This window comes from Gordonia gummivorans (genome assembly GCF_022513585.1).
In the GTDB taxonomy this organism is placed as follows: Bacteria; Actinomycetota; Actinomycetes; order Mycobacteriales; family Mycobacteriaceae; genus Gordonia.
In genome coordinates this window covers 1-24,852 of sequence record NZ_JAKWBF010000032.1, presented here as the reverse complement: position 1 = coordinate 24,852, position 24,852 = coordinate 1, and the positions used below count along the sequence as shown (strand labels likewise).

Here is a 24,852-nt window from a genome sequence, read left to right as displayed (position 1 = left end):
CATGACGACCGACAAGACCAGCACGCTCGACGACGTGGTGGCCGAGCTGCGCGATGGGATGACCATCGGCATCGGCGGCTGGGGTTCGCGACGCAAACCGATGGCCCTGGTGCGGGCCATCGCCCGGTCCGACGTCAAGGACCTCACGGTGGTCACCTACGGCGGGCCAGATCTCGGTTTGCTGTGCGCCGCAGGCAAAGTCCGGCGCGCGTACTACGGGTTCGTGTCCCTGGACTCGGCGCCGTTCTACGACCCCTGGTTCGCCAAGGCGCGCACGACCGGCGCGATCGAGGTGCGCGAGATGGACGAGGGCATGGTGAAGTGCGGGCTCGAGGCAGCAGCTGCGCGCCTGCCCTTCCTGCCGATTCGCGCGGGTCTGGGCTCGGACGTCCTGCGGTTCTGGGAGGGCGAATTGAAGACGGTCGAGTCGCCGTACGCCGACCCCGACGGGCGAACCCAGACGCTGATCGCCATGCCGGCATTGCGACTCGACGCGGCCTTCGTCCACCTCGACCTCGCCGACAGCTACGGCAACGCCGCCTACACCGGTATCGACCCGTACTTCGACGACCTGTACTGCGCCGCAGCCGATCGCCGCTATCTGGAGACCGACCAGCTGGTGTCCACCGAAGTGCTGGTGAAATCCGTTCCGCAACAGCGCCTTCTGCTGAACCGCATGAACGTCGATCGCGTTGTGCACACCCTCAACGGTGCACACTTCACGTTCGCCGGAGATTACGGCAGGGATGAGAGCTTCCAGCAGTTCTACGTCGAATCCGCCAAGGAACCCGAGACCTGGGAAGCGTTCTCGGAGCGCTTCCTTCGCGTCGACGAGGCAACCTATCAGCGCGAAGTCGCAGCCTGGCAGGCAGAGCGGGCCGAGACAAAGGAGGACGGCAAGTGACGACCACCGAGACCACCGAGACTGCGGTCACTCGGGCCGAGTACTGCGTGATCGCTTGCGCCGAGATCTTTTCCGGTGCAGGCGAGATCCTGGCGTCGCCGATGGCACCCACCCCCCTTCTCGGCGCGCGACTGGCTCGGCTCACCACCGAACCGGACCTGCTCATCACCGACGGCGAGGCGCTGATCTTCGCCGACACCCCGGCCATCGGACGCTCGGGTCCCATCGAGGGCTGGCTGCCATTCCGCAAGGTGTTCGACGTCGTCGCGTCGGGCCGTCGCCATGTGGTGATGGGAGCCAACCAGATCGACCGATTCGGCAACCAGAATCTGTCGGCCTTCGGGCCGCTTCAGCATCCGACGCGCCAGATGTTCGGTGCGCGTGGCGCTCCCGGCAACACCATCAATCACCCGACGAGCTATTGGGTGGCCCGGCACTCGGCACGCGTGTTTGTCGACACGGTCGACATCGTCTGCGGCGTCGGCTACGACAAGGCCGACCCATCCAACCCGGCCTTCGACGACCTCGACATCCACCGTGTGGTGACCAACCTCGGTGTCTTCGACTTCGGCGGGCCCGACCACACCATGCGCGCGCTGTCGTTGCATCCCGGCGTCACGGCCGACGAGGTGGCCGAGAACACGAGCTTCGAGATCGCGGGGCTTACCGACGCCCCCGAGACTCGTCGCCCCACCGATGAGGAACTCGGACTCATCCGGGACGTACTTGATCCCAAGGGTGTTCGGAATCGAGAAGTTCGATGACGGCATCGGCGCGGGCCGCCTCGCTGCCCACGAAGTTCACCGAGTTGGTCGGCGTCGAGTATCCGGTGGTGCAGACCGGGATGGGCTGGGTCTCGGGCCCGGCACTCACGTCGGCCACGTCGAATGCCGGCGGATTGGGCATCCTCGCGTCGGCGACCATGACCTACCCCGAGCTCGAGGCCGCAGTCGCCAAGACGAAGTCGTTGACCGACAAGCCCTTCGGCGTCAACATCCGTGCCGACGCCACCGATGCCGGGCAGCGGATCGATCTGCTGATCCGCGAGGGTGTCAAGGTCGCGTCGTTCGCGCTGGCACCCAAGCAAGAACTCATCGCCAAGCTCAAAGAACATGGTGTGGTGGTCATCCCGTCCATCGGCGCCGCCAAGCATGCGGTGAAGGTTGCTTCCTGGGGCGCCGACGCGGTCATCGTGCAGGGCGGCGAAGGCGGCGGCCACACCGGACCGGTGGCCACCACCCTGCTGCTGCCGTCGGTGCTGGATGCGTTGTCGGCCAAGGGTATCGACATGCCGGTGGTCGCCGCCGGCGGCTTCTTCGACGGGCGAGGACTGGCCGCCGCGCTGGCCTACGGGGCCGAAGGTGTCGCGATGGGCACGCGCTTTCTGCTCACCTCCGACAGCGCCGTCCCCGACACCGTCAAGCAGGAATACTTGCAACGAGGTCTCGGTGACACCGTGGTGTCGGTGAAGGTTGACGGCATGCCGCATCGGGTGCTGCGCACCCCGCTCGTCGAAGCACTCGAAGGCGGCAGCCGGGTCAAGGCACTGTACGCGGCGGCACGAAATGCCAACGAGTTCAAGCAGATGACCGGGATGCGGTGGACCACGATGCTGCGCGACGGACGGTCGATGCGCAAATCCGGTGAGCGCACCTGGCAACAGATCATCATGGCCGGCAACACCCCCATGCTGCTCAAAGCCGGGCTGGTTGAGGGCGACACCCGTGCGGGTGTGCTGGCGTCGGGCCAGGTGGTCGGCATGATCGACGACCTGCCCAGCTGCGACGAACTCATTCAATCGATCATGACGCAAGCGCATGAACGACTGAAGGCACTCGGCTCGTTGGGGTGAGCCCGGCGACCGTCACGTGGCGATGCCGGCATGCTCGGTGCGTAGGTCTTTCTTGAGGATCTTGCCGCTCGGGTTCTTCGGTAGCGCGTCGGCGAACACCACGTACTTGGGTCGTTTGTAGCCGGCGAGAATGTCCGAAAGATGTTTTTCGACATCGTCTTCGGTGATCGTTGCCCCCTCCTTGGGGACAACGACGGCGGTGACCGCCTCGATCCATTTGGGATGCGGCACACCGAACACCGCGACCTCGGCCACGCCGTCGAGGCGGTAGATCGCCTCCTCGACCTCGCGTGAGGCGACGTTCTCGCCGCCGGTCTTGATCATGTCCTTCTTGCGGTCGACCACTGCCAGGTAGCCGTCGGCGTCGATGACACCCAGATCGCCGGAATGGAACCACCCGTTGCGGAAGGCCGCCGCGGTTTTCTCCTCATCGTTGTAGTAGCCGAGGCACGCGTGCGGGCTGCGGTGCACGATCTCGCCGACCTCACCGGTGGGCACCGGGTTGTCCTCGTCGTCGACCACCCTGGTCTCTACGTTGAGCGCAGCCCGACCCGCCGAGCCTGCGTGCTCGATCTGTTCGTGCGGCAACAGGATCGTGGCGAGCGGCGACATCTCGGTCTGGCCGTAGAAGTTCCACAGCGACACCTGCGGAAGGCGTTGTGCCATCTCACGCAACACCTCGACCGGCATAGCCGACGCTCCGTAGTAGCCCTTGCGCAACGACGACAGGTCGCGACGGTCGAAATCGGGGTGACGCAGCAACGAGATCCACACGGTCGGTGGGCAGAACAGTTTGGTGACGCCGCGCGATTCGATCGTCTCGAGGACCGTCGCCGGATCGGGTCCCGGCAGGATGATGCTGGTCGCGCCCAGGTACACGTCGACCGACAGGAAACAGTCCAGCTGGGCGCAGTGAAACAGTGGGAGCGAATGGATTTCGATGTCGTCGGCGCTCATCCCGCCGTCGATGACACACGAAACATACTGATTGATCAGCGATTTCGAGGACAGCAGCACACCCTTGGGCCGCGATTCGGTGCCCGAGGTGTACATCAGCCGCAGCGGATCGTCGTCAGCGACGGACACCTGCGGTGGCGTCGCATCACCGTCGAGCATCCACGCGTCGACGTCCTCCCACTCGGTGTCGGGACGGTCGGGACCGGTGGTGATGAATCCTCCGACCACGTCGACACCGGCCTGCTGCACAGCGTCGGTGACGACCGGCGCCAGAGCGTCCTCGGCCACCACGGCCGACGCCCCTGAGTGTTCGAGAATGTAGGCGATCTCGGCGGCACCCAACCCGAAGTTCACCGGCACGAGGATGACGCCGAGCCGGGCGGTCGCGTAGTGGAGGACCGCGAACTGCCAGTTGTTGTGGCTGACGAGGGCCAGTCGTTGCCCCTTGTCGAGCCCGCGCGCGACAAGAGCGTTGGCACATCGATTGACCGCCGCGTCGAACTCGGCGAAGGTCAACTCGCGCGACCCGTTGATGATCGCGACCTTGTCCGGTAGTCGCGCGGCGGTGCGTCGAAGCAGGTCAGACAGGGTTTGCTGCCGTGCGACCTGAATTGCCGCATCGGTCTGGGGCGTGAACTGACCGACCATGCGTGAACCCCTTCGTCCGTGTTACTCACGTCACAGTAGCAACTTGTTGTTGAGCGCAACCAAGTGCTGTGATCGTATGGATTTGAGGCCGTCGTCAGCCCTGACGCGTGTCGGCCTTCAGGAGGTTTGATGCATACGATCGAGGTCACCGGTCACCACCAGCGCGAGGCGTGGGCCGCCAAACAGATGCCGCGGGTCGAGGAAGTCCGACCGGGCCTGTGGTCGATCCCGGTGCCGATGCCCGGCAATCCACTGCGCTACATCCTCGTCTACGCGCTCGCACTTCCCGACGGACTTGCTCTGATCGACACCGGCTGGAATGCCGACGAGTCGTGGCAGGCGCTCGTGAACGGCATCCATGCCACCGGTCACGACATCGCCGACGTGCGGCATGTGTCGATCACACACCTACATCCCGACCATTTCGGCCTGGTCCCGCGCCTCCTCGAACACGCCGATCCGGTGCTGGCGATGCACCGCAACGACGCACGGCACCTGCGGTATCACACCGATGCCGAGGTGGCCGCCGAGATCGACGCCGAGATCGCCGAATCCGAGACGCTCGGCGGCCCGCGCATCGATCCGTCTCGTAGTGGCCTCAACGTGTTCGTCCGACTGCCCGACGGACGCAAGGTCGACGTCGAACTCGAACACGATGAGCCGCTCGACCTTCCGGGCTGGAACGTCCGCGCGATGTGGACCCCCGGCCACACCGCCGGACACATGTGTTTCGCCGACGACGACGCCGGCGTGATGTTCACCGGCGATCATCTGCTTCCGCGCATCAGCCCGAACGTGTCGACGAGTATTTTCAGTTCGCCCGATCCGCTCGCCGAATACCTCGTGTCGCTGGCGAATACCGAGAACGTCGGCGATCTCGAAGCATTGCCGTCGCACGAGTACCGGTTCCGTGGGCTCGCCGATCGCGTCACCGACCTGTTGGGCCATCACGAGCAACGGCTCGACGAGATCACCGCCGCCGTGCGCAAGGATCCGGAGTCCACGCCCTGGGAGATCACCCGATCGGTCACCTGGTCCCGACCGTTCTCCGAACTCTCGGAAGGCCTGGCCTACATGGCGTTACGTGAAACCAACGCCCACCTCATCGTCCTCGGTGAGCGCGGTGTCCTCACCGCGACGCCGGGTCCGCCGATCCGGTGGTCGGCGGCGGTTCCGAACTGATCGGCAAGAGTGCTGCTTTCGGCCTCCTGAACTGAGGGGTATGCGGAGGCTTCGTGGCGGCCGTCCCACCGAAAGTAGGGGAGGAAGTTTCTTCCGCGAGGTTCGGAGTCGTCCCCCAGACAATTCGCGGGGAGGACTCCACGGTTAGGGGAAGAGTTTCTTCCCCTACTTTTGTGGCGCCCGGTGCGCGCCGCTACCGCGGGAGGATGCCGTCGAGGACGACGGACAGGTACTGATCGGCGATCGCCTCGACGGTGAGGGTTCCACCTGGGCGGTACCAGCGCACGGCGACCCACACGGTGTCGCGCATGAAGCGGTAGACGAGTTCGACGTCGAGGTCGGCCCGGAACTCGCCGTCGTCGACGCCGCGTTGCAGCACCGACTGCCAGAGTTGCCGGAACTCGGTGTTGAGTTCGCCGATGTAGGCGAAACGTGCTTGTCCGGCAAGGCGTTTGGCTTCGTCTTGGTAGATCGCGACGGCGTTGCGCTGGGCGTCGATCGACTCGAAGGACGCAATCACCAACTGGCGCAACGTCTCGGTGGCCGTGAGACCGGCAGCGGCGATCGCGCGGTAGCGGTCGAAGAGGTCGTCGAGGAAGCCACGCAAGATCTCGTCGACCATCGACTCCTTGGAGTCGAAATGGTGATAGAGGCTGCCCGACAGAATCCCGGCGGCGTCGGCGATGTCACGCACCGTGGTGGATCGCAGACCCTGCTCGGCGAACATCCGCCCGGCCGTGGCCAGCAACTCGTCGCGACGCGACGTCTGCGTGCTATTGCGTGGTGACACCACACCTCCTGAGGGTCTGACCCACCCTAGCAAGCGCTTGGCCGGGACCGTCTCACAACGGCCCCGGCCAAGGGGGTGTCACATCAGCAGAACAGGTCAGCGCAGGCGCTTGCGCACCTTCTTCATCGCACGCTTGTTGAAGAAGTTCCACATCTTCATCTGGTTGTTCGTCAGCTTCGTGTCCTTGGGCAGGAACGGCGGCGACATCATCTCGGCGATCGACACCGGCAGCGTCGAGAAGGCGATCGCACGTGCGTGGCTGAACGTCTCGAAACCGGTCTTGCCGTGGTAGCCACCCATGCCCGAGCGACCGACGCCACCGAACGGCAGGTCGGCGCCGAACATGTGTGCGGCGAAGTCGTTGCCGTTGATCGAACCGCTGCGCGTGCCGTCGGCGAGCGCGGCGAAACGGTCGTTGTCGTCGCCGCACCAGTACATGGTCAGCGGATGCGGATGCGACGTGATGTGGCTGATCACCTCACCGAACTCGCGGTAGGGGTACACGGTGAGGACCGGACCGAAGACCTCGTCCTCCTCGATCTTCATGCCGGCCTTGACCCCGGTCAGCAGCGTCGGCGGGATCTTGCGGCGCTCGGCGTCCGGCAGCGGCTCGCCACCCGGGATCACCTGACGCTTTGCCGCTCCCAGCGACTCGGCATCCTCGATCAGTCCGACGATGCGGTCGTAGTTCTTCTGGTTGATCGTCGACGTGAACTGCTCGTTGTCGTAGATCGTCGGGAAGTTCTTGGTCCAGCGTGCGACCACCTTGTCGGTGAACTCACCCAGCTTCGATTCGGGAACGAACACGTAGTCGGGGCACAGGCACACCTGGCCACCGTTGACCATGCGGGCGTCGGCCAGCATGTTGGCGGCCTTGTCGATGTCGGCATCGACGTCGACGACGGCCGGGTTCTTGCCGCCCAGCTCGAGCGTCACCGGCACGAGGTTCTTCGCGGCCTCCTGCGCCACCGACGCGCCGACGTCGGGCGACCCGGTGAAGAACATGTGGTCGACCTTGAGCTTGGCGAAGTCCGACCCCGAACCGTGCTTGGGTGTTATGACCGCCAACTCTTCGATCGAGAAGTACTTGGGCGCATGCTTGGCGACCACCTCGGTGCAGCGTGCGGTGATCGACGACGGACGCATGACGACGCGGTTACCCGCCGCGAAGGCCGAACCCGCCGGCACGAAGGTCAGCTGCAGTGGGAAGTTCCACGGGCCCATGATTCCGACGACGCCGAGCGGGTCGTGGCGCACCCGCTGCTTGAAGCCGAGCATTCCCTGCAGCTTGGCGGTGTTGGTCTCGGCCATCCACTCCTTGACGCCCCGGCGCTGGTGGGCGAGGTCGATCATGCAGCCGGCGACGTCGGTGGCCAGCGACAGCTCGCGCGGTCGCGAACCGAAGTCCTCGGCGAGCGCTTCCGCGATCTCCTCGGCGTTGTCGAGCAGCAGCGCCGACAGTCGAGTGATGCGGTCGATGCGAACGTCCGCGCTCGGGATGCCGTCGCGCAAGAACGCGGCCCGCTGGATCTCGACCAGCTCTGCCATCGTGTGTTCTTCAGATGACTCGCGGCGATCCGCGTTTGTCACCCCGGCGCCGGTCTCAGCAGGCTTGGTCATCGAGATCCTCCGATTTGGTCGTGATGTGGCGGTTGAAACGAATATGTCCGCCCGTTCCACACCATAGTATGCGCCAGATCACAGGCATGTGGCTACGCCTGTTGTCAGAAGGATCGGGACACGACGGCCACAGATCAGGCCATCGTCACCGGCTGAGACCGGCCCGGCTCAGCCCAGGCGCTCGATGATCGTCACGTTGGCCGTGCCACCGCCCTCGCACATCGTCTGCAGGCCGTAGCGGCCCCCGGTGCGTTCGAGTTCGCCCAGCAGGGTCGCGAACAGTTTCGCGCCGGTGGCGCCGAGCGGGTGGCCGAGCGCGATGGCGCCACCATTCGGATTGACCTTCGCGGGATCGGCGCCGGTCTCCTTCAACCATGCCAATACGACGGGCGCGAAGGCCTCGTTGATCTCCACGACGTCGATGTCGTCGATGCTCAGACCGGTCTTCTCGAGCGCGTACTTGGTCGCGGGGATGGGTGCGGACAGCATCATCACCGGGTCGTCGCCGCGCACCGACAGGTGATGGATGCGCGCACGCGGCGTCAGACCGTGCTCCTTGAGTGCCTTCTCGGACACGACGAGCGCGGCCGACGAACCGTCCGCGATCTGCGACGCGACCGCCGCGGTCAGCACCGACCCCTCGGCGAGCGGCGCGAGACCGGCCATCTTCTCCATCGACGTCTCCCGTGGGCATTCGTCGACGACGCAGTCGCCGAGCGGGACGTTCTCGTTGTCGAAGCGGCCGGCCGCGATGGCCGCGCGGGCGCGTTCATGCGACTGCAGCGCCCACCGCTCGAGATCTTCCCGGGACAGATCCCAGCGCTGGGCCATCATGTCGGCGCCGACGAACTGCGAGATCTGCGCGTCGCCGAATCGCTCCTGCCAGCCCACCGACTCCGCGGTCGGCGTGCTGTAGCCGAACTCCTTGCCCGCGATCATCGCCTGCGAGATCGGGATGGCACTCATGTTCTGCAGTCCACCCGCGACGACGATGTCCTGGGTGCCGCTCATGACGCCCTGCGCGGCGAAATGGATGGCCTGCTGCGACGACCCGCACTGCCGATCCACTGTTGTCCCAGGCACTTCCAGCGGCATACCGGCGGCGAGCCATGCGGTCCGGGCCACGTTGCCCGCCTGCCCGCCGATGGTGTCGAGGCAGCCGAACACCACGTCGTCGACGGCGGCCGGGTCGATCCCGGTGCGCTCGACGAGTGCGGAGATGATGTGGGCGCCGAGATCGGCGGGATGGGTCTTGGCGAGTGAGCCATTGCGTTTGCCGACCGGGGTGCGGATCGCGTCGACGATGTAGGCCTGCGGAGTGGACATGGTTGCTCCTGGTGGTTGTTGTTGTCGGTCAAGCTCGTTGGCTGGAGATGGAGACCACCTCGCCGGTCAGGTACGTGGTGTAGTCGCTGGCCAGCATGGCGATCGTCGCGGCAACCTCCCACACCTCCGCGGCTCGGCCGTAGGCCTCCCGGGACGCGAGTTCGTCGAGCAGGTCGTCGCTGGTCACCTTGGCCAGGAAGGGGTGTTTGGCGATCGATGGTGCGACCGCGTTGATGCGCACCCCCACGTCGGCGGCTTCCACTGCGGCACAACGGGTCAGCGCCATGACACCAGCCTTGGCCGCCGCATAGTGCGCCTGACCGCGTTGCGCACGCCAGCCGAGCACCGACGCGTTGTTGACGATCACCCCATTGTGTTCGACGCCGCCGAAGTAGCGCAGCGCAGCGCGCGTTGCACGGAAGGTACCGGTGAGGGTGATGTCGACAACGCGGTCCCACTCCTCGTCGGACATCTCGGCGACCGGCGTCTCCCCGCCCAGGCCGGCGTTGTTGACCAGCACGTCGATGCGGCCCAGTTCGGTTGCGGCACTGTCGATCAGCGCGTCGACCTGCGCGGTCTCCTGCACGTTGCAGGGAACCTGCGACACGGCGCGCTCGGGGAACTCATCGGCGAGTTTCCGGGCCGCCTCGCCGAGTCGGCGTTCGTGCCAGTCGCTGACGAGGACGTCGGCGCCCTCGAGCAGGGCACGGCGCGCGCTCGCAAAACCGATGCCGGTGCCCGCGGCCGCGGTGACCACCACCTTCTTGCCGAGCAGCAAACCGTGCCCGGGGATCTCGGTGGGGACAGCCGCGAGCGGTGAGCGCACTGGGGTCTGGGTCATGACTGCCGGGCCTCTCGGGGTAGGCCGAGCACGCGCTCGGCGATGATGTTGCGCTGCACCTCATTCGAACCGCCATAAATGGTGTCGGCGCGGGTGAACAGGAACAGTCGTTGCCAGTCGTCGAGTTCGACGTTCTCGGGATCGGTGATGTCGTTGACCACACCTTCGACGGTGGCCGCGGGAGCGATCAACGACGGCGCACCGACCACGTCCATTGCAAGCTCACCGAGATCCCGATGCCAGTTGGCCCACAACAACTTCGACACCGAGGCGGCCCCAGCCTGATTCGTTACGTCCCCATCGAGGGTGCGCTGAGCGTGCGCACCCATCACCTTCAGGCCGATCGATGCCCGCGCCAGCCGGCTCGCGATCTCCGGATCATCGATGGCGCCATTGCTTTTCGCGGTGTCGACGAGGTTGTCGAGTTCGCGGGCAAATCCCACCTGCTGCCCGAGCGTGGACACGCCACGCTCGAACTGCAAGAGCCCCATCGCGACCTTCCAGCCGTCGCCGGGTTCACCCACGATGAGGTCGGCGTCGGCGACGGCGTCGTCGAAGAACACCTCGTTGAATTCCGATGTGCCGGTGAGTTGTTGAATCGGCCGGACGGTGACGCCGGGCTGGTCGATCGGCACCAGCAAGAAGCTGAGTCCACTGTGCCGCGTGGAGCCAGGCTCGGTGCGGCACAGTACGAACACCCATTGGGCCACATGGGCGAGGGAGGTCCAGATCTTCTGTCCGTTGACGATCCAGCGTCCGTCGTCGAGCCGAGCGGTGGTCGACACACCCGCCAGATCCGACCCGGCGCCGGGTTCGGAATAGCCCTGCGCCCACAGCTCGGTGACGTCGACGATACCGGGCAGGAAACGCTGCTTCTGCTCCTCGGTCCCGAACTCGATCAGTGTGGGTCCGAGAAGTTCTTCGCCGAGGTGGTTGACGCGAGCGGGTGCGTTGGCGCGGGCGTATTCGCGGTGAAAGATGATGCGCTGTTCCAGCGTCGCACCGCGTCCGCCGTACCGGGCGGGCCAGCCCAGGCAGGTCCAACCAGAAGCGGCGAGATGTCGATCCCAGGCCAGCCGGCCGTCGAAGAACTCGTGCTCGCTACCCGGGCCGCCGCGACCCCTGAGGTACTCGAACTCACCGGCGAGATTCTCGTCGAGCCACGCACGCACGGCTGCGGCGAACTCGTCGGCGGCACGGGGCGTCGACTCTGCCGACCGACTCCGGGCCCATTCGCCGAGGTCGACGGCCCGATCCGCGAGGTTGATCGAGGTCATGACCGTCAGCATAGCCCACCAAGCAAGTGCTAGGTTGGGGCTGGTGCTAGGTTAAGGACCATGGAGCAGCCCTCGTCGACGCCCGCCGCGAGCTACCCGCAGACCACACCGGCCGCGCTGCATCGCGCCGCCGCCACCTGGCCCGACCGTATCGCCATCATCGACGGCCAGTGGCATCCCTCGACACATCCACACCTGGAATTGACGTGGGCGCAATTCCACGGCGTCGTCCGCGCATTCGCCGGTTCCCTGGTTGCGTCCGGCATCGAGCCCGGTGACCGGGTGGCGATCTGGGCGCCCAACAGCTTCCACTGGCCGATCGCCGCGCTCGGCTCGCACTACGCGGGCGCCACCCTGGTGCCGCTCAACACGCGCTACACCGTCGGGGAGGCCATCGAGATCATCGAGCGGTCGGCCGCTCGCGCGGTGATCGTGTCGGGCGAATTCCTCGGCTCCGACCATCTCGCCGAACTGCTGGCCGATCATGCCGATGCGATGCCCGACGTGATCATCCAGGTACCGCTCGCGCCCAAGGCCGTGCCACCCGAGCCGGCCACGTCGTGGCACGACTTCCTCGAACGTGGCACTGCGGAGTCGCTCACCGAGGCCGATCGTCGGGCCGACGCGGTGTGCCCCGACGATCTCTCCGACATCCTGTTCACCTCCGGAACCACCGGAAAGTCCAAGGGCGTCATGGCAACCCATCGTCAGACGCTGGCCGGGTCGCATGCGTGGGGCGCCAATGGCAGCCTGCATCCCGGCGATCGCTACCTGATGGTGAACCCCTACTTCCACACCTTCGGCTACAAGGCCGGCATCCTGCCGTGCGTCCTGTTCGGTGTGACGATGCTGCCGCTCGCGGTGTACTCACCCACCGCCGCGATGAAACTGGTCGACGACGAGCGCGCCACCATCTTCCCCGGCGCTCCCACCATCTTCCAGACCATCCTCGACGCCGTTGACCGCGATGGCTTCAACCTGTCGACCCTGCGACTCGTTGTCACCGGTGCCGCGATCGTGCCGGTGGTGCTCATCGAACGCATCCAGCGCGATCTCGGCGTCGACACCGTCGTCACCGCCTACGGCCTCACCGAATGCAGCGGCTTCGTGTCGACCTGCACGCCCGACGACGATGACGAGACCGTCGCCAACACCTGCGGACGCGCGTTCGCGGGTATGGAGATCATGCTCTCCGAGCAGGGCGAGGTGCTCGCCCGCGGCGACATGGTCATGGTCGGCTACCTCGACAACGAGGAGGCCACCGCGGAGACGATAGACGCCGACGGCTGGCTGCACACCGGCGACATCGGAACCATCGACGCCGGCGGCAATCTCAAGATCACCGACCGGCTGAAAGACATGTACATCTGCGGCGGCTTCAACGTCTACCCCGCCGAGATCGAGCAGACCCTCGCGCGGCTCGACGGTGTCACCGAATCGGCCGTCGTCGGGGTGCCCGACGAGCGGCTCGGCGAGGTCGGGCGCGCCTACCTCACCATCCGCAACGACGCCGGACTCGACGAGGACGCCGTGATCGCCTATGCGCGTGAGCATCTGGCGAACTTCAAGGTGCCGCGATCGGTGGTGTTCGTCGAGGCGTTCCCGCGCAACGCGGCCGGCAAGATCCTCAAGCGGGAGCTTACGTAAGCCGCTGCAGATCCGGCGCACGGTCCGGTCGGTAGGGCTTGCCCGCGTTGCCGTGGTCGATCCATTCATCCACGGTCGGATGGACGAGGTCGCCGGGTAGCGGACGACGAGATCGCCACCCGCCGGCCAGGATCCATGTGCGCCCGTTGGGGTGCAGCCAACCTTCGGTGGCATGCCCGGCCGGCAGCCCGGTGGAAAACGGCACCGACAGTAGTGACGAGTATTTCTGCTTGCTGAGGGCCAAACCTGCCTCGTGTGCCTCGCGCAGCATCCAGTCGAAGGCGACGTCGGACGCGTGGTGGTCGTCGTCGTACTGGCCGCCGACATCGCTGTGCACGCCAGGGAACCAGACCTCGAGGTGCCGGCCGTCAGACTCTTTGACTGTCGTCGCGTCGAACCGGTAGCAGCCGTACGGGCGTCGACGTTCGTCGAGCGCCATGGCATGACGGGCGATGTTGACGTTGGCGATCTTCGCGGTGTACGGCCAGCGCGCCTCTTCGAATCCTGCCCGGACATTCAACGCACCAACGGATTTGACCGTGTCCCAGACACCGAGGAAATGCACTTGCTTGGTTGACGTGTCGAAGGTGCTCGGAAAGTCCGGGTTCCCGAACCTGTTTCGGAACTTGTTGCGCGGCTTGAAGTATTCCTCGGTTCCGGCGTTGCCACTGTTCTGCGCATACAGCTTGACGGCATAGGGCGTGAGGTTCTCGGCACCTGGTCGGAGCAAACCGATCGTATTCAGCATCCCGGTGAGCGCCCGCGCGGTGTACGCGCCGCGGGAGAACCCGAACACGAAGATGCGGTCACCTTTTCGGTAGTTGTTGGCGAGGAAGTTGTAGGCCTCTTCGAGGTTGTCCTTGACGCCGTAGCCGGCGACGAGTCCCCATCCCCGCGTGAGCGCCTTGCCCACCTTGGTGACCGCGCCACGTGCGCCCATCGTTCCGACTCCCGGGTCGTAATAGGCCAGCTGCGCGTCGTTCTTCACGCAGACGTCGAAGAGTCGGGCGACGTTGGTGCTGCCCTGCTCGGGCTCATTCTTGGTGCCGTCGAGGCAGACGACGAGGTTGCGTCCGGCGCCGTTCTGCTGCTGCGGTGTCGCGGGCATCCCCGGAGTCTATAGACGACACTCGATCAGGACAGCCACCGCCACCTGTGGTGTGCTGTTCGGGTGACACGAACTGCCGCAGACGACGCCGTCGAACTGCTGACTGCTGCCGGCATGCTTGACCCGGACGCCGACACCACCCGCATCGACACCCACGGCGCGACCGTCCTGCTCAACGGCGACCGGGCGTGGAAACTCAAGCGGCCGGTTCGCTTGCGCTACTTCGACTTCTCCACCCCCGATCGTCGTCACGATGCGCTCGCCGCCGAACTGGAGCTCAACCGACGCACCGCGCCCGGCATCTACCGTGGACTGCACGCTATCCGGCGGACCGACGACGGATCGGTTTCCCTAGACGGAGAAGGCGACACCGTCGACTGGGTACTCGAGATGACCCGCTTCGCCGACGACGCACTCCTCGTCTGTAAGGCCGAGAACGGCGGGCTCGACGACGCATTGTTGCAACGTCTGGCCGAACGGGTCGTCGACCTGCACGACGGTGCCGAGGTGTGCGACGACCCGCACGGCGCGGCGCGGCTCCAGAACGTGGTCGACGGCAATCTGGCGAGCATGGCTGCCTTTCCGGACATCATCGAGCCGGATCAGGCCCAGCGTCTCACCGACCGGCTGACGGAGATGATCGCCTCGCACGCCGACCTCCTCGACGCCCGCGCCACTGCGAGCCGGGTGCGACGCGGACACGGTGACCTGCACCTGGGCAACATCGCCGTCGTCGACGGTGAGCCGATCCCGTTCGACTGCCTGGAGTTCGACGCCGAGCTGGCCACCACAGACGTGCTCTACGACATCGGCTTTCTCGTCATGGACCTGTGGGCGCGCGGGCTCCACCACGAGGCGAACGTAATGATCAACGCCTACCTCGACCTCTCCCCCGCCGACGAGGACGGCTACGCGCTCCTGCCGCTCATCCTCGGCATCCGCGCCACCGTCCGAGCGCATGTCGCGGCGGCCGAGGGTGCGCTCGAGCGTGCGCATCATTACCTCTCTCTCGCAATCGGTTTCACCGAGCCCGAGCCGCCGAGGCTGGTGGCCATCGGGGGCGGATCGGGCACCGGGAAGTCGACCATCGCACGAGCCGTCGGCGGCGACTTGGCGCCCGCTCCCGGCGCACGCATCCTGCGCACCGATGTCCTGCGCAAACGACTCGCCGGAGTGGCGATGACCGCACCGCTCCCCCGCTCGGCCTACACCGACGAGGCACGCGCGAAGGTCTACACCGAGTTGTACCGGCTCGCCGAAGCCGGCCTGCGAGGTGGCATGAGCGTCATCGCCGACGCGGTGTTCGGTCGGCGAACCCAATCGACGACGATCGCGGACATCAGTGTCGACTTCGCCGGAATCTGGCTGGAAATCGATGAGCAGGAACGTATCTCACGCATCGAGCACCGTCGGCCGGATGCGTCGGACGCGAACGCCGACGTCGCCCGACGGCAGACTCAGACGTTGGAGAAGCCCGATGAACGGTGGTCTCGCGTCGTAGCGGATGACGCTGCCGCCCAACGGGTTCGGCAGCTACTCAGTCGCGGATGGGCTTGACCAGCGGGAACAGGATGGTTTCGCGGATACCGAGGCCGGTCAGCGCCATCAGCAGGCGGTCGATGCCCATGCCGGTGCCGGCGGTCGGCGGCATGCCATGTTCCATGGCGGCGAGGAATTCTTCGTCGAGCACCATGGCCTCGTCGTCGCCCGCGGCAGCCAGACGGGCCTGGTCGACGAAGCGCTCACGCTGGATGACCGGGTCGACGAGTTCCGAATAGCCGGTGGCCAACTCGAAGCCGCGGACGTACAGGTCCCACTTCTCGACGACGCCCGGGATGGTGCGGTGCGCCCGGACCAGCGGCGAGGTCTCGACCGGGAAGTCCCGCACGAACACCGGGGCGTCGAGCTTGTCCCCGACCATGTGCTCCCAGAGTTCCTCGACCAGCTTGCCGTGGCCGTAGCCCTTGTCCTTCGGGATCTCCAGTCCCACACGGGAAGCGATGGCCAGCAACTCGTCGACGGTCGTGCCGCCGCTGTCACTCAGGGGAATGATCTCCTGGCCCAACGCCTCCGACAGCGACGGATACATCGAGAGCGATGTCCACTCGCCGGACAGGTCGTAGGTGGACCCGTCGGGCATGGTCGGGGTCAGTGTGCCGAGCGCGCCCTGGCAAACCTCTTGGACGAGTTCCCGAGTCATCACCGCGGCGTCGTCGTAGGTGCCGTAGGCCTGGTAGGTCTCGAGCATCGCGAATTCGGGCGAGTGCGTGGAGTCGGCACCCTCGTTGCGGAAGTTGCGGTTGATCTCGAAGACGCGCTCGATACCACCGACGACGCATCGCTTGAGAAACAGCTCCGGCGCGATCCGCAGGAACAGATCCATGTCAAAGGCGTTGGAGTGCGTCACGAATGGGCGTGCCGCTGCGCCACCGTGCAGGGTTTGCAGCATCGGCGTCTCGACCTCGAGAAACCCTCGCGCGTCGAGTGCCTTGCGGAGTTCGGCGATCACCGAGATGCGGGTGCGCGCCATCTGTCGCGCCTCGGGGCGCATGATGAGGTCGACGTAGCGCTGGCGGACGCGGGTCTCCTCGTTCATGTCCTTGTGCGCGACCGGCAACGGCCGCAGCGACTTCGACGCCATCTCCCAGCTGTCGGCCATCACCGACAGCTCGCCGGTGCGCGAACTGATCACCTCGCCGTGCACGAAGACGATGTCGCCCAGGTCGGTCTCGGCCTTCCACCGCGCCAACGACTCCTCCCCGACGCCGTTGAACGAGATCATCGCCTGCAGTTGCGTGCCGTCGCCCTCCTGCAAGGTTGCGAAACAGAGCTTGCCCTTGTTGCGTAGAAAGATGATGCGCCCGGCCACCCCGACGATCTCGCCGGTCTCGGTACCGGCCTCGAGATCGGGGTAGTTGGCGCGGATCTCCGACAGCGCATGCGTGCGCGCGATCGACACCGGGTACGCCTCACGGCCGTCGGCGAGAATCCGTTCCCGCTTCTCGCGGCGGATTCGCAGCTGTTCCGGGGTCTGGTCGTCGGTGCTGGTCGCGCTGTCACTCACGCTGTGCACACTATCGGGGCCGGTCACCGACTCCCAAACTCGTATCAGCGGGGCTCAGTTGTCGTGCGATGAGATGACGGCGAGTTCGTCGGCACGGATGCGGCCGTTCACGCCCGCCCGACGCAGACGACGATGACCGCCGACCACGAAGACGGCACCGTGCACGCCGCGGGCCTGCAGATGCCACGCCAGCCATTCGGCCTCGTGGCCATCCTCGCTGACCAGAATCCAGCGGGCATCGGCGGTCGCCGATCGCAATGCGCCGGATGCACCGGGCGTGAGGCGTTCGAGCACCTCGACGGCCTCGATGGCGAGCGCGCCGAACAGAGCACCGTCGGCCTGGCGGCGGCGGTGTCCGCGCACGTCAACGGGGGTTGCGCCACCTGCGACAGCGGCAGCGTAGTCGCTGACCTGCAGCGACAGCGGAACGGAGTCGGTCGGGGCGGCGACCCGGACTGGAACGACACTGACAGGAATGGGGGTATCGACAACCGAAGCGGTCATGGTGAGGAATCCTCGAAGTGATCTGAAATTGAGCGGGGAGCGCGAAGGAGGGCGGCCGCAGATGCGGACTCAGCCCTGACAACACTCCTGACAGCTCTTGATCACGGCAGGAATTGTGCCACAGATGCCCCGGGATGGCCAGGGGTCCCGCCTGCTGGTTGACGAGTTCGGTGATCGACCCCGCTGAGCTGGGAAATGCGCGAGCGTCGTGCCCGCAAAATCTAGGGGAAGAAGTTTCTTCCCCGAGGTTCACAGTCGTCCCCTACAAATTTCTGGGGGAAGACACCAAGGGTCGGGGACGAAGTTTCTTCCCCGACTTTTTGTGGGCGCATGTTCCTGGCGTCGCCGTCGGCGGAACGCGACGACCGACAATCGGTGACTGAGATCGGGCCCGTCAGCGTCCGCTTCCGGGACATACCCGGAGGACCACCCTCAGGGGCCCGATCCTGGCCACCGGCCCGACCCACCTTCCCCCTCCACGATCGCCGACGCCGTCGGCGGGCGGATCGCTGATCGCCGTAGTCCTCGCTGTCACCAATGCTGTTGTCTCGCCTGCCCTTCGAGGCTCGTCATCGCGCCTCGAGCACCTCAGCGAGCGGAGGGGTGCTCGCCAGCGGGGGCGCCACAGGGAGCGACTGGCAGCGACGTTGGTCAGCGAGCGCGGCGCGGTCCGGCCTTCGAGCGTTCGTGGACCAGCCGCAGCCCTTCGAGGGTGAGGTGGGTGTGGTGGTCGGTGAGCGAGCGGCATTCGTCGAACATCAGTGGCGCGAGATAGCCGGTGGCAACCACCGGGACGTCGTCGTCGCCGAAACCGTCGACGGTGTCCCGCACGCGTTCGACCAGGCCGTCGACCTGGCCGGCGAACCCGTACAGGATGCCCGACTGGAGTGCCTCGACGGTGTTCTTGCCGAGCACACTGCGGGGTGGCATCAGCTCCACCTTGCGCACGGTCACGGTGTGCTCGGAGAGCGCCTCGACCGCGAGGTTCACACCCGGCGCGATGGCTCCGCCAAGGAACTCGCCCTTCTCCGACACGGCGTCGACGACGGTCGCGGTACCAAAAGCGACCACGATGCACGGACCACCGAACTCATGGTGCGCGGCAAGGCAGTTGGCGACACGGTCGGTGCCGACCTCCTTGGGATTGTCCACGAGTAGGGGCACACCGGTGCGGACACCCGGTTCGAGCAGGACGTGCGGCCCGGATCCGAAGTAGCGGGGCACCATCACGCGCAGTTCCCGCAGCAGTGACGGCACGGTGGACAGTGCCGCAACACCGGTCACCTGCTCGATGTCGGGGCCGAGCATTCCCCGGAACGCCCAGGCGAGTTCGTCGGCGGTGTAGTGGGGGTCGGTGTGGATTCGCCAGTCCCGCACGAGTTTCGCGTGGTCACCGACGCCCGCGAAGACGCCGAGGTGGATGTTGGTGTTCCCGACGTCGACGGTCAGCAGCATGTGACGGCCGGCGATCAGGCGTCGACGAAGGCGTGGTTGTCGGCGTGCCGGGGGTCGAGCAGACCCGACCCCTCGGGGGCGCGCGCCGGATCGGTGCCGGACTCCTGGACGCGGTTGTGATCGTCGACGAACACGACGTGCGGCGCGTACTCGCGCACTTCCTGCTCGTTGAGAATGCCGTAGGCGATGATGATCACCAGGTCGCCCGGGTGGACCAGATGCGCTGCGGCACCGTTGATCCCGATGACACCGGAACCGCGCTCACCGGCGATCGCGTAGGTTTCGAGCCGGGCACCGTTGGTGATGTCGACGATGGTCACCTGCTCGCCTTCGAGCAGGTCGGCCGCGTCGAGCAGGTCGGCGTCGATGGTCACCGACCCCACGTAGTGCAGGTCGGCCTGGGTCACGATGGCCCGGTGGATTTTCGACGTCATCATGGTGCGAAGCATCGTCAGTGTCCCTCTGTTGTGGCTGGAGCTGTTGGGGTGGGGTCTGTTTCGGGGTAGCCGCCGATCATGACGCCCACGTTGTCGATCAGGCGTGCCGGCCCGAGCCGTGCGGCGACGAGGAGTCGGCCCTGCCCGGCACTCGGCGGTTCTTCGAGCTGACGTCCGCGCAGCGCGAGGTACTCGACGGCGATGTCCGGCGCGGTGTCCAGAACCGATTGTGCGGCAGCCAGAATCGCGTCCTGGCCACCGGGCGCGGCATGGGCGCCGGCGACGAGAGCGGCGGAGAGCGTGGTGGCCAGCTCGCGCTGTGCGGGGTCGAGGTAGCGGTTGCGTGACGACATGGCCAGGCCGTCGGACTCGCGCACCGTCGGGACGCCCACGATCTCGACGTCAAGGTTCAGGTCGGCGGCCATCTGGGTGATGAGAACCAGCTGCTGGTAATCCTTTTCGCCGAAGTAGGCGGCGTGCGGGCCGACGATGTTGAGCAGCTTGAGCACCACGGTGAGCATCCCGGCGAAATGGGTGGGGCGCGAGATCCCGTCCAGGACTTCGCCAACCGGCCCGGGACGCACCATGGTGCGCTGACCGTTGGGGTACATCGCGGCGGCAGTCGGAGCGAACACGAGCTCGACGCCGAGCGGCTCGAGGAGTGCGCGGTCGGCGTCGAAGGTGCGTGGATAGGCGTCCAGATCTTCGTTGACCCCGAATTGCAGCGGGTTGACGAAGATCGACACCACCACCACCGCATTGCCTTTGGCCTTGGCGGCACGCACCAACTGCAGATGTCCGGCATGGAGGGCGCCCATGGTGGGCACCAGCACGACTCGCTTGCCCGCCGAGCGCAGCGCCCGTGTGACGCGTCGTAATTCGGCCGGATCGCGGTGCACGGTGAGCTGTCCCGGCGTGTAGCCCGTCATCGTGCCTCCTCCAGGACGTCGAGCAGATCCGACGGTGCGTCGGTGTATGTCGCCGCGCGGCGCGCCAGGGTGCGGTACGCCTCCGCCAGACCATCACGACCGGATCCGCCGGAGATCGCGCGGACGGCGTCGAGATGGCCGGCGACGGCGTGCGCGTCACCGCGCGCGACCGGGCCGGTGAGCGCCGACGGTCCGAGTTCGAGGACGTTCTGCAACGACGCGGTGACCAGCGGCCCGAGGATGCGTTCGGCCAGCAGCACCGCGTTGCCGTCGATGGTCGCGGTCTCGCGCCCGGATTTGTCGATGGCGGCGTTGAGGATCGCGACGGCGTCGGAGATGAGCGCGACCAGATGATTGGCCCCGTGCGCGAGTGCCGCGTGATACAGCGTGCGGTCGTCTTCGGCGATCCGGACGGGTTCACCGCCCATCTCGAGCACCAGCGAGCTGACGATTGCCGCGCCGACCTCGTCGGCAGCTGTCACCCCGAAGCAGGCATGCGCCAGACGAGTGGTGTCCTCCTCGGTACCGACGAAGGTCATCGCCGGATGCAGTGCCATCGGCACCGCTCCGAGGGCGGTGAGTGGTTCGAGGATGATGACGCCATGCGCCCCGGCGGTGTGCGCGACCAGCGTGCCAGGGCGCAGTGCACCAGTGGCGGCGATGTCGTCGATGACCCGGGTCAGAGCCGCGTCGGGCACGCTGATCAGCAAGAACTCCGATCGGGCGACGACGGCGGCGAGATCGAGGATCTCGGACTCGGGAAGCCTACGACGCGCGCGGGCGCGAGAATCAGCCGAGCGCGCGACCACCCCGCCGACGATGTGACCGGCCTTCTCCAACGCCTCGCCGAGTGCGGTGCCGACACGACCCGCGGACACTATGCCGACGGTCAGCCGAGCGGGGGCGGGGAGGTTGGAAACGCCAGGAAGATCTGCGGACGCACGGCTGCCGGGTCGCCGGCCCGACGACATGGGCCCCGACGGCATGGGCATATCACCGCTCGGTGAGGTCACCGCTGTCCTCCAAAAAGTTCGTTCCAGTCCCGGCAGTAGGCGCGGGTACCAGACGTTGCAGTCCAAGGGTAGGTGCTGGCGTGCCGCCGTGGCCATTTCCTGTGACGCGGCTCACCGCGCAAGTGTCGTCAGACACCGGTCCAGGGGGTCGTTCGACCGATCGGCAGGCCTCGTGACCTGCGCAAAACCGGCGTACTCTGAGGTTCGCGCCGTCGGTGCGCACCATCGTGGAGGTCCCCATGAGCCTCACCCAGGGCACAGAGTTCGCCGGGTACACGATCGTGCGCAAGATCGGTGCGGGTGGCATGGGTGAGGTCTACCTCGCGCAGCATCCCCGGCTCCCCCGACGCGACGTGATCAAGGTCCTCAGCGAGCACTTCACCGACGACGCGATGTTCCGTGCGCGCTTCGTCCGGGAGGCCGAGCTCGCCGCGCGACTCGACCACCCGTCGATCGTCAACGTCTACGACCGCGGCGAATCCGACGGCCGGCTCTGGATCGCCATGCAGTACGTGCCCGGCACCGACGCGGCCGCGCTCGTCGAACGGTCGCCGAACGGACTCGGCGTGGAGAATGTGGCCTCGGTGGCCGACGCGATCGGCGGCGCCCTCGACCACGCTCACCGGCACGGTCTGCTGCACCGCGATGTGAAGCCGGCCAACATCCTCGTCAGCAGCGTCGACGACGAGCCAGCTGAACGACGAATCCGGTTGGCGGACTTCGGAATAGCCCGCCAAAACGACGTCGGAACCGCTCTCACGTCGGCGAATGCCGTGATCGGGTCGTACCCGTACTCGTCACCCGAGCAACTGTCGGGCGAGGCGCTCGACCGCCGCAGCGACGTGTACTCACTGGCCTGCACCGTCTACGAACTGCTCGCCGGGACACCGCCATTCATGGCACGCAGCCCGGCCGTGTTCATCCACCATCACCTCAACGAACGCCCACCACCGATCACCGATCGTCGCCCCGACCTCGACCCGGCCATCGACGACGCCGTCCAGCACGGCCTGGCCAAGAATCCCGCCGACCGCCCAGCCACCGCCGGCGCGTTCGCAGCCGAATTCCGCGCTGCCTGTGCCGTCCGGACCGCGAGCACCGCGCGGGTCCCAGTGCCCGACACCCTCCGCATCCGCGCAGCGGCACCAGCACCGACCCGACCGCCGCAACCGCATCCCGGCCACCAACCGCGGACCACCCGCAGTGCCGGATTCCGTCCGGCGCCGCCCCCCGTGACACCGCCGCCACCCTCCTACGAGTCGACGATGCGGGCATCGTTCGACCGGCACACCCCGCACTACGACGACCCCACCATCCGGCACGCGACACCGCACGTCGTGGCTCCCCCGACCGGATTCCAGCCCGACGCGTCGGCCGCCACCAAGGCACTGGCGTGCGGCATCCTCGCGATCCCGCTCAGCGTCGTCGCGGGCATCGGCGTTCCGGTGGGTGTGCTGGGTTTGCACCTCGCCGGACGGTGGCGCCGGTTGTCGGGCGGTCTCCCACCGGCCGCAAGGCTCGCTCAGACCCTCAACCTGCTGGCCATCATCATCGGCGTCGCCTGCGTCGCGTTCGCCATCGGATACGCGCTGACCCTGCACTGATCCCTGCCGCCCACCATCTCCCGGCGCCGGCTGAGGAACCCCCTCCCCGCCGGCTGAGGTGCTCGAGGCGCCAGCCGAGAGCCTCGAAGCCCCTGGTGAGAGGACATTGTCGGCTCACCACGACCCTTCGAGGCTCGCAGGCTCGCACCTCAGCCTGGATCCGTGGAGGTTTTTGGGTGTCGGTGACGTAGAAATGCCCTCTGAGCTGGGATGATTAGTGGTGTTGAAACACAAAACATCCCAGCTCAGAAGGCACTTTCAGTGAAAGTATCACACACGTTCTCTGCCGAAGCCGCGGTCTTTGACGACGACAATTTGGTGTCGCACGCCGGGTTGGTGCCGGTGATGGAGTTGGCCGAGTCGATCGGGTTGACGACGGTGCTCGCCGAGCGGGTCGAACTCAAAACCACCCGCGTCGCCTCGGCCGCCGCCAATCTCGACGCGAAATTGATGACCGTGATCGCCGGATTCTGTTGCGGCGCTGACAGTATCGATGATCTGGGGGTGGTGCGTGCTGGTGGGCACGCCCGCGTGTTCGATCGGGTATACGCCCCGGTCACGGTGGGGCAGACGTTGCGCGAGTTCACCGCCGGGCATGCCCGTCAACTCACCGCTGTGTTGACCCGGACCTTGCCGGCGATGTGTGCCCGCGCGAATCTGCTGCCCGATGCCGATGCCCGGGCGTATATCGACATCGATTCGTTGCTGCGCCCAGTCTATGGCTACCAGAAACAAAGCGCCTCCTACGGGCACACCAAGATCGCTGGGCGTGAACTCAAACGCAAAGGCCTCTCCCCGTTGGTTGCGACGCTGTCCACGCCCGGGCATCCACCGGTGATCGCCAACGCTTGGCTACGCGCCGGGAGTGCTGCTTCTGGTGCCGGGGCGGCGCGGATGATCGCGGAAACCCTCACCACCGCACGGGCGTGCGGGGCCAGCGGGGAGATCGTCGTGCGCGGCGACTCGGCCTATGGGGCCGCAGCAGTGATGCGCACCTGCCAACGCCTGGACGCCAGGTTCTCACTGGTCCTGCGAAAGAACACCGCGATCAACCGGGCCATCACCGAGATCGACGAACACGCCTGGACCCCAGTGCATTACCCCGGTGCGGTCACCGACCCCGACACCGGCGAACTGATCTCCGATGCCGAGGTCGCCGAAGCCACCTACACCGTGCGACCGAACTCCCGCCACCCGGTCACCGCCCGTCTGATCGTGCGTCGGGTCAAAGCCCGCCACCCCACCGACACCAACACCCTGGTGTCGGCCTGGCGCTATCACCCGTTCTTCACCAACACCACCGACGACACCGTCACCGCCGACATCAACCACCGCCGCCACGCCATCATCGAGACCGTGTTCGCCGACCTCATCGACGGACCCCTGGCCCATCTGCCCTCTGGCAAGTTCGGCGCCAACGCCGCCTGGCTGGCCCTGACCGCCATCAGCCACAACCTGATGCGCACCCTGGCCGCGCTCACCACCCCCGCCCTGCGCGCCGCGCGGGGCGCTACCCTGCGCCGCACCCTCGTAGCGGTCCCTGCCCGACTGGCCCGACCAGCACGAACAGCGGTCCTGCACCTACCCCGACACTGGCCCTGGCAACACGCCTTCACCACCCTCTGGACCGCCCTACACACCACCTGACCCAGCCACCCCTCCTGCCCACCCACTACCAAGGAATCCCAGTGAAA

Annotated in this window: 21 protein-coding genes; 8 read left to right on the top strand and 13 right to left on the bottom strand. The window is 66.5% G+C overall.

Annotated elements, in window-relative coordinates:
• The first annotated feature begins 1 nt into the window (after position 1).
• Genes MKW15_RS19835 through MKW15_RS19825 form a run of 3 tightly spaced genes read left to right on the top strand, consistent with a single transcriptional unit; the run spans position 2 to position 2,756 of the window.
• Positions 2-904, top strand: coding sequence for a CoA transferase subunit A (locus tag MKW15_RS19835; RefSeq protein WP_240861181.1), 903 nt, complete (start codon positions 2-4; stop codon positions 902-904).
• Positions 901-1,668, top strand: coding sequence for a CoA-transferase subunit beta (locus MKW15_RS19830; protein ID WP_240861179.1), 768 nt, complete (start codon positions 901-903; stop codon positions 1,666-1,668). Before MKW15_RS19835 ends, MKW15_RS19830 begins: the two co-directional genes overlap by 4 nt.
• Positions 1,665-2,756, top strand: coding sequence for an NAD(P)H-dependent flavin oxidoreductase (locus MKW15_RS19825; RefSeq protein ID WP_240861177.1), 1,092 nt, complete (start codon positions 1,665-1,667; stop codon positions 2,754-2,756). Before MKW15_RS19830 ends, MKW15_RS19825 begins: the two co-directional genes overlap by 4 nt.
• A gap of 12 nt (positions 2,757-2,768) precedes the next feature.
• On the opposite strand, the gene MKW15_RS19820 is transcribed toward MKW15_RS19825, so the two are convergent.
• On the bottom strand, positions 2,769-4,361 hold the full coding sequence (locus tag MKW15_RS19820) for an acyl-CoA synthetase (protein WP_240861175.1): 1,593 nt from the start codon (positions 4,359-4,361) through the stop codon (positions 2,769-2,771).
• A gap of 129 nt (positions 4,362-4,490) precedes the next feature.
• On the opposite strand from MKW15_RS19820, the gene MKW15_RS19815 reads away from it, so the two are divergent.
• Entirely contained in the window at positions 4,491-5,543 is a 1,053-nt protein-coding gene (locus MKW15_RS19815) for an MBL fold metallo-hydrolase (protein WP_240861173.1), read from the top strand.
• Between the two features lie 193 nt (positions 5,544-5,736).
• Here MKW15_RS19815 and MKW15_RS19810 read toward each other — a convergent pair whose 3' ends face one another.
• From MKW15_RS19810 to MKW15_RS19790, 5 genes are all read right to left on the bottom strand, one after another.
• Positions 5,737-6,333 carry a TetR/AcrR family transcriptional regulator gene (locus MKW15_RS19810; RefSeq protein WP_240861171.1) on the bottom strand — a complete coding sequence of 199 codons (597 nt, stop codon included), beginning with the start codon at positions 6,331-6,333 and terminating at the stop codon, positions 5,737-5,739.
• Positions 6,334-6,429: 96 nt separating this feature from the next.
• A complete protein-coding gene (locus MKW15_RS19805; protein ID WP_240861169.1) occupies positions 6,430-7,953 on the bottom strand; it encodes an aldehyde dehydrogenase family protein in 1,524 nt (507 codons plus the stop codon).
• A 168-nt stretch (positions 7,954-8,121) separates the two neighbouring features.
• Entirely contained in the window at positions 8,122-9,279 is a 1,158-nt protein-coding gene (locus MKW15_RS19800; RefSeq protein WP_240861167.1) for an acetyl-CoA C-acetyltransferase, read from the bottom strand.
• A 28-nt stretch (positions 9,280-9,307) separates the two neighbouring features.
• Positions 9,308-10,120 carry an SDR family oxidoreductase gene (locus MKW15_RS19795; RefSeq protein ID WP_240861165.1) on the bottom strand — a complete coding sequence of 271 codons (813 nt, stop codon included), beginning with the start codon at positions 10,118-10,120 and terminating at the stop codon, positions 9,308-9,310.
• The gene (locus tag MKW15_RS19790) at positions 10,117-11,397 is read right to left on the bottom strand and encodes an acyl-CoA dehydrogenase family protein (protein ID WP_240861163.1); all 1,281 of its coding nucleotides are present in this window, start codon (positions 11,395-11,397) and stop codon (positions 10,117-10,119) included. The genes MKW15_RS19795 and MKW15_RS19790 overlap by 4 nt, the downstream gene beginning before the upstream one ends.
• Before the next feature lie 60 nt (positions 11,398-11,457).
• Between MKW15_RS19790 and MKW15_RS19785 the strand changes: the two genes are divergently transcribed.
• Positions 11,458-13,044: a FadD3 family acyl-CoA ligase gene (locus MKW15_RS19785; protein WP_240861161.1), complete on the top strand. Its 1,587-nt coding sequence runs from the start codon at positions 11,458-11,460 to the stop codon at positions 13,042-13,044.
• Here the strand turns inward: MKW15_RS19785 and MKW15_RS19780 are convergent.
• Positions 13,037-14,152, bottom strand: a complete 1,116-nt coding sequence (locus MKW15_RS19780) for a DUF2235 domain-containing protein (RefSeq protein ID WP_240861159.1) — start codon at positions 14,150-14,152, stop codon at positions 13,037-13,039. The two genes, MKW15_RS19785 and MKW15_RS19780, sit on opposite strands and share 8 nt — an antisense overlap.
• Before the next feature lie 114 nt (positions 14,153-14,266).
• Here MKW15_RS19780 and MKW15_RS19775 point away from each other — a divergent pair, with 114 nt between their 5' ends.
• On the top strand, positions 14,267-15,709 hold the full coding sequence (locus MKW15_RS19775; RefSeq protein WP_240861251.1) for a bifunctional aminoglycoside phosphotransferase/ATP-binding protein: 1,443 nt from the start codon (positions 14,267-14,269) through the stop codon (positions 15,707-15,709).
• Here the strand turns inward: MKW15_RS19775 and lysS are convergent.
• The 6 genes from lysS to MKW15_RS19745 all read right to left on the bottom strand — a co-directional run bounded on the left by lysS (position 15,690) and on the right by MKW15_RS19745 (position 21,512).
• A complete protein-coding gene (gene lysS, locus MKW15_RS19770) occupies positions 15,690-17,243 on the bottom strand; it encodes a lysine--tRNA ligase (RefSeq protein ID WP_374247509.1) in 1,554 nt (517 codons plus the stop codon). The two genes, MKW15_RS19775 and lysS, sit on opposite strands and share 20 nt — an antisense overlap.
• A 27-nt stretch (positions 17,244-17,270) precedes the next feature.
• Positions 17,271-17,720 (bottom strand): rhodanese-like domain-containing protein, encoded by a 450-nt coding sequence (locus MKW15_RS19765; RefSeq protein ID WP_240861156.1) that lies wholly within the window; start codon positions 17,718-17,720, stop codon positions 17,271-17,273.
• 651 nt (positions 17,721-18,371) lie between these two features.
• Complete coding sequence (locus MKW15_RS19760; protein WP_240861154.1) at positions 18,372-19,175, bottom strand: type III pantothenate kinase; 804 nt, start codon at positions 19,173-19,175, stop codon at positions 18,372-18,374.
• A 14-nt stretch (positions 19,176-19,189) separates the two neighbouring features.
• Complete coding sequence (gene panD, locus MKW15_RS19755; protein WP_240861152.1) at positions 19,190-19,624, bottom strand: aspartate 1-decarboxylase; 435 nt, start codon at positions 19,622-19,624, stop codon at positions 19,190-19,192.
• Positions 19,625-19,626: 2 nt separating this feature from the next.
• On the bottom strand, positions 19,627-20,541 hold the full coding sequence (gene panC / locus MKW15_RS19750) for a pantoate--beta-alanine ligase (RefSeq protein WP_240861150.1): 915 nt from the start codon (positions 20,539-20,541) through the stop codon (positions 19,627-19,629).
• Positions 20,538-21,512 (bottom strand): Rossmann-like and DUF2520 domain-containing protein, encoded by a 975-nt coding sequence (locus MKW15_RS19745; RefSeq protein ID WP_240861249.1) that lies wholly within the window; start codon positions 21,510-21,512, stop codon positions 20,538-20,540. Before MKW15_RS19745 ends, panC begins: the two co-directional genes overlap by 4 nt.
• A 281-nt stretch (positions 21,513-21,793) precedes the next feature.
• Between MKW15_RS19745 and MKW15_RS19740 the strand changes: the two genes are divergently transcribed.
• Both MKW15_RS19740 and MKW15_RS19735 read left to right on the top strand, forming a co-directional pair.
• Positions 21,794-23,158, top strand: a complete 1,365-nt coding sequence (locus tag MKW15_RS19740; RefSeq protein ID WP_240861148.1) for a serine/threonine-protein kinase — start codon at positions 21,794-21,796, stop codon at positions 23,156-23,158.
• A 261-nt stretch (positions 23,159-23,419) separates the two neighbouring features.
• Positions 23,420-24,805: an IS1380 family transposase gene (locus tag MKW15_RS19735; protein ID WP_240861146.1), complete on the top strand. Its 1,386-nt coding sequence runs from the start codon at positions 23,420-23,422 to the stop codon at positions 24,803-24,805.
• Positions 24,806-24,852: the final 47 nt, after the last annotated feature.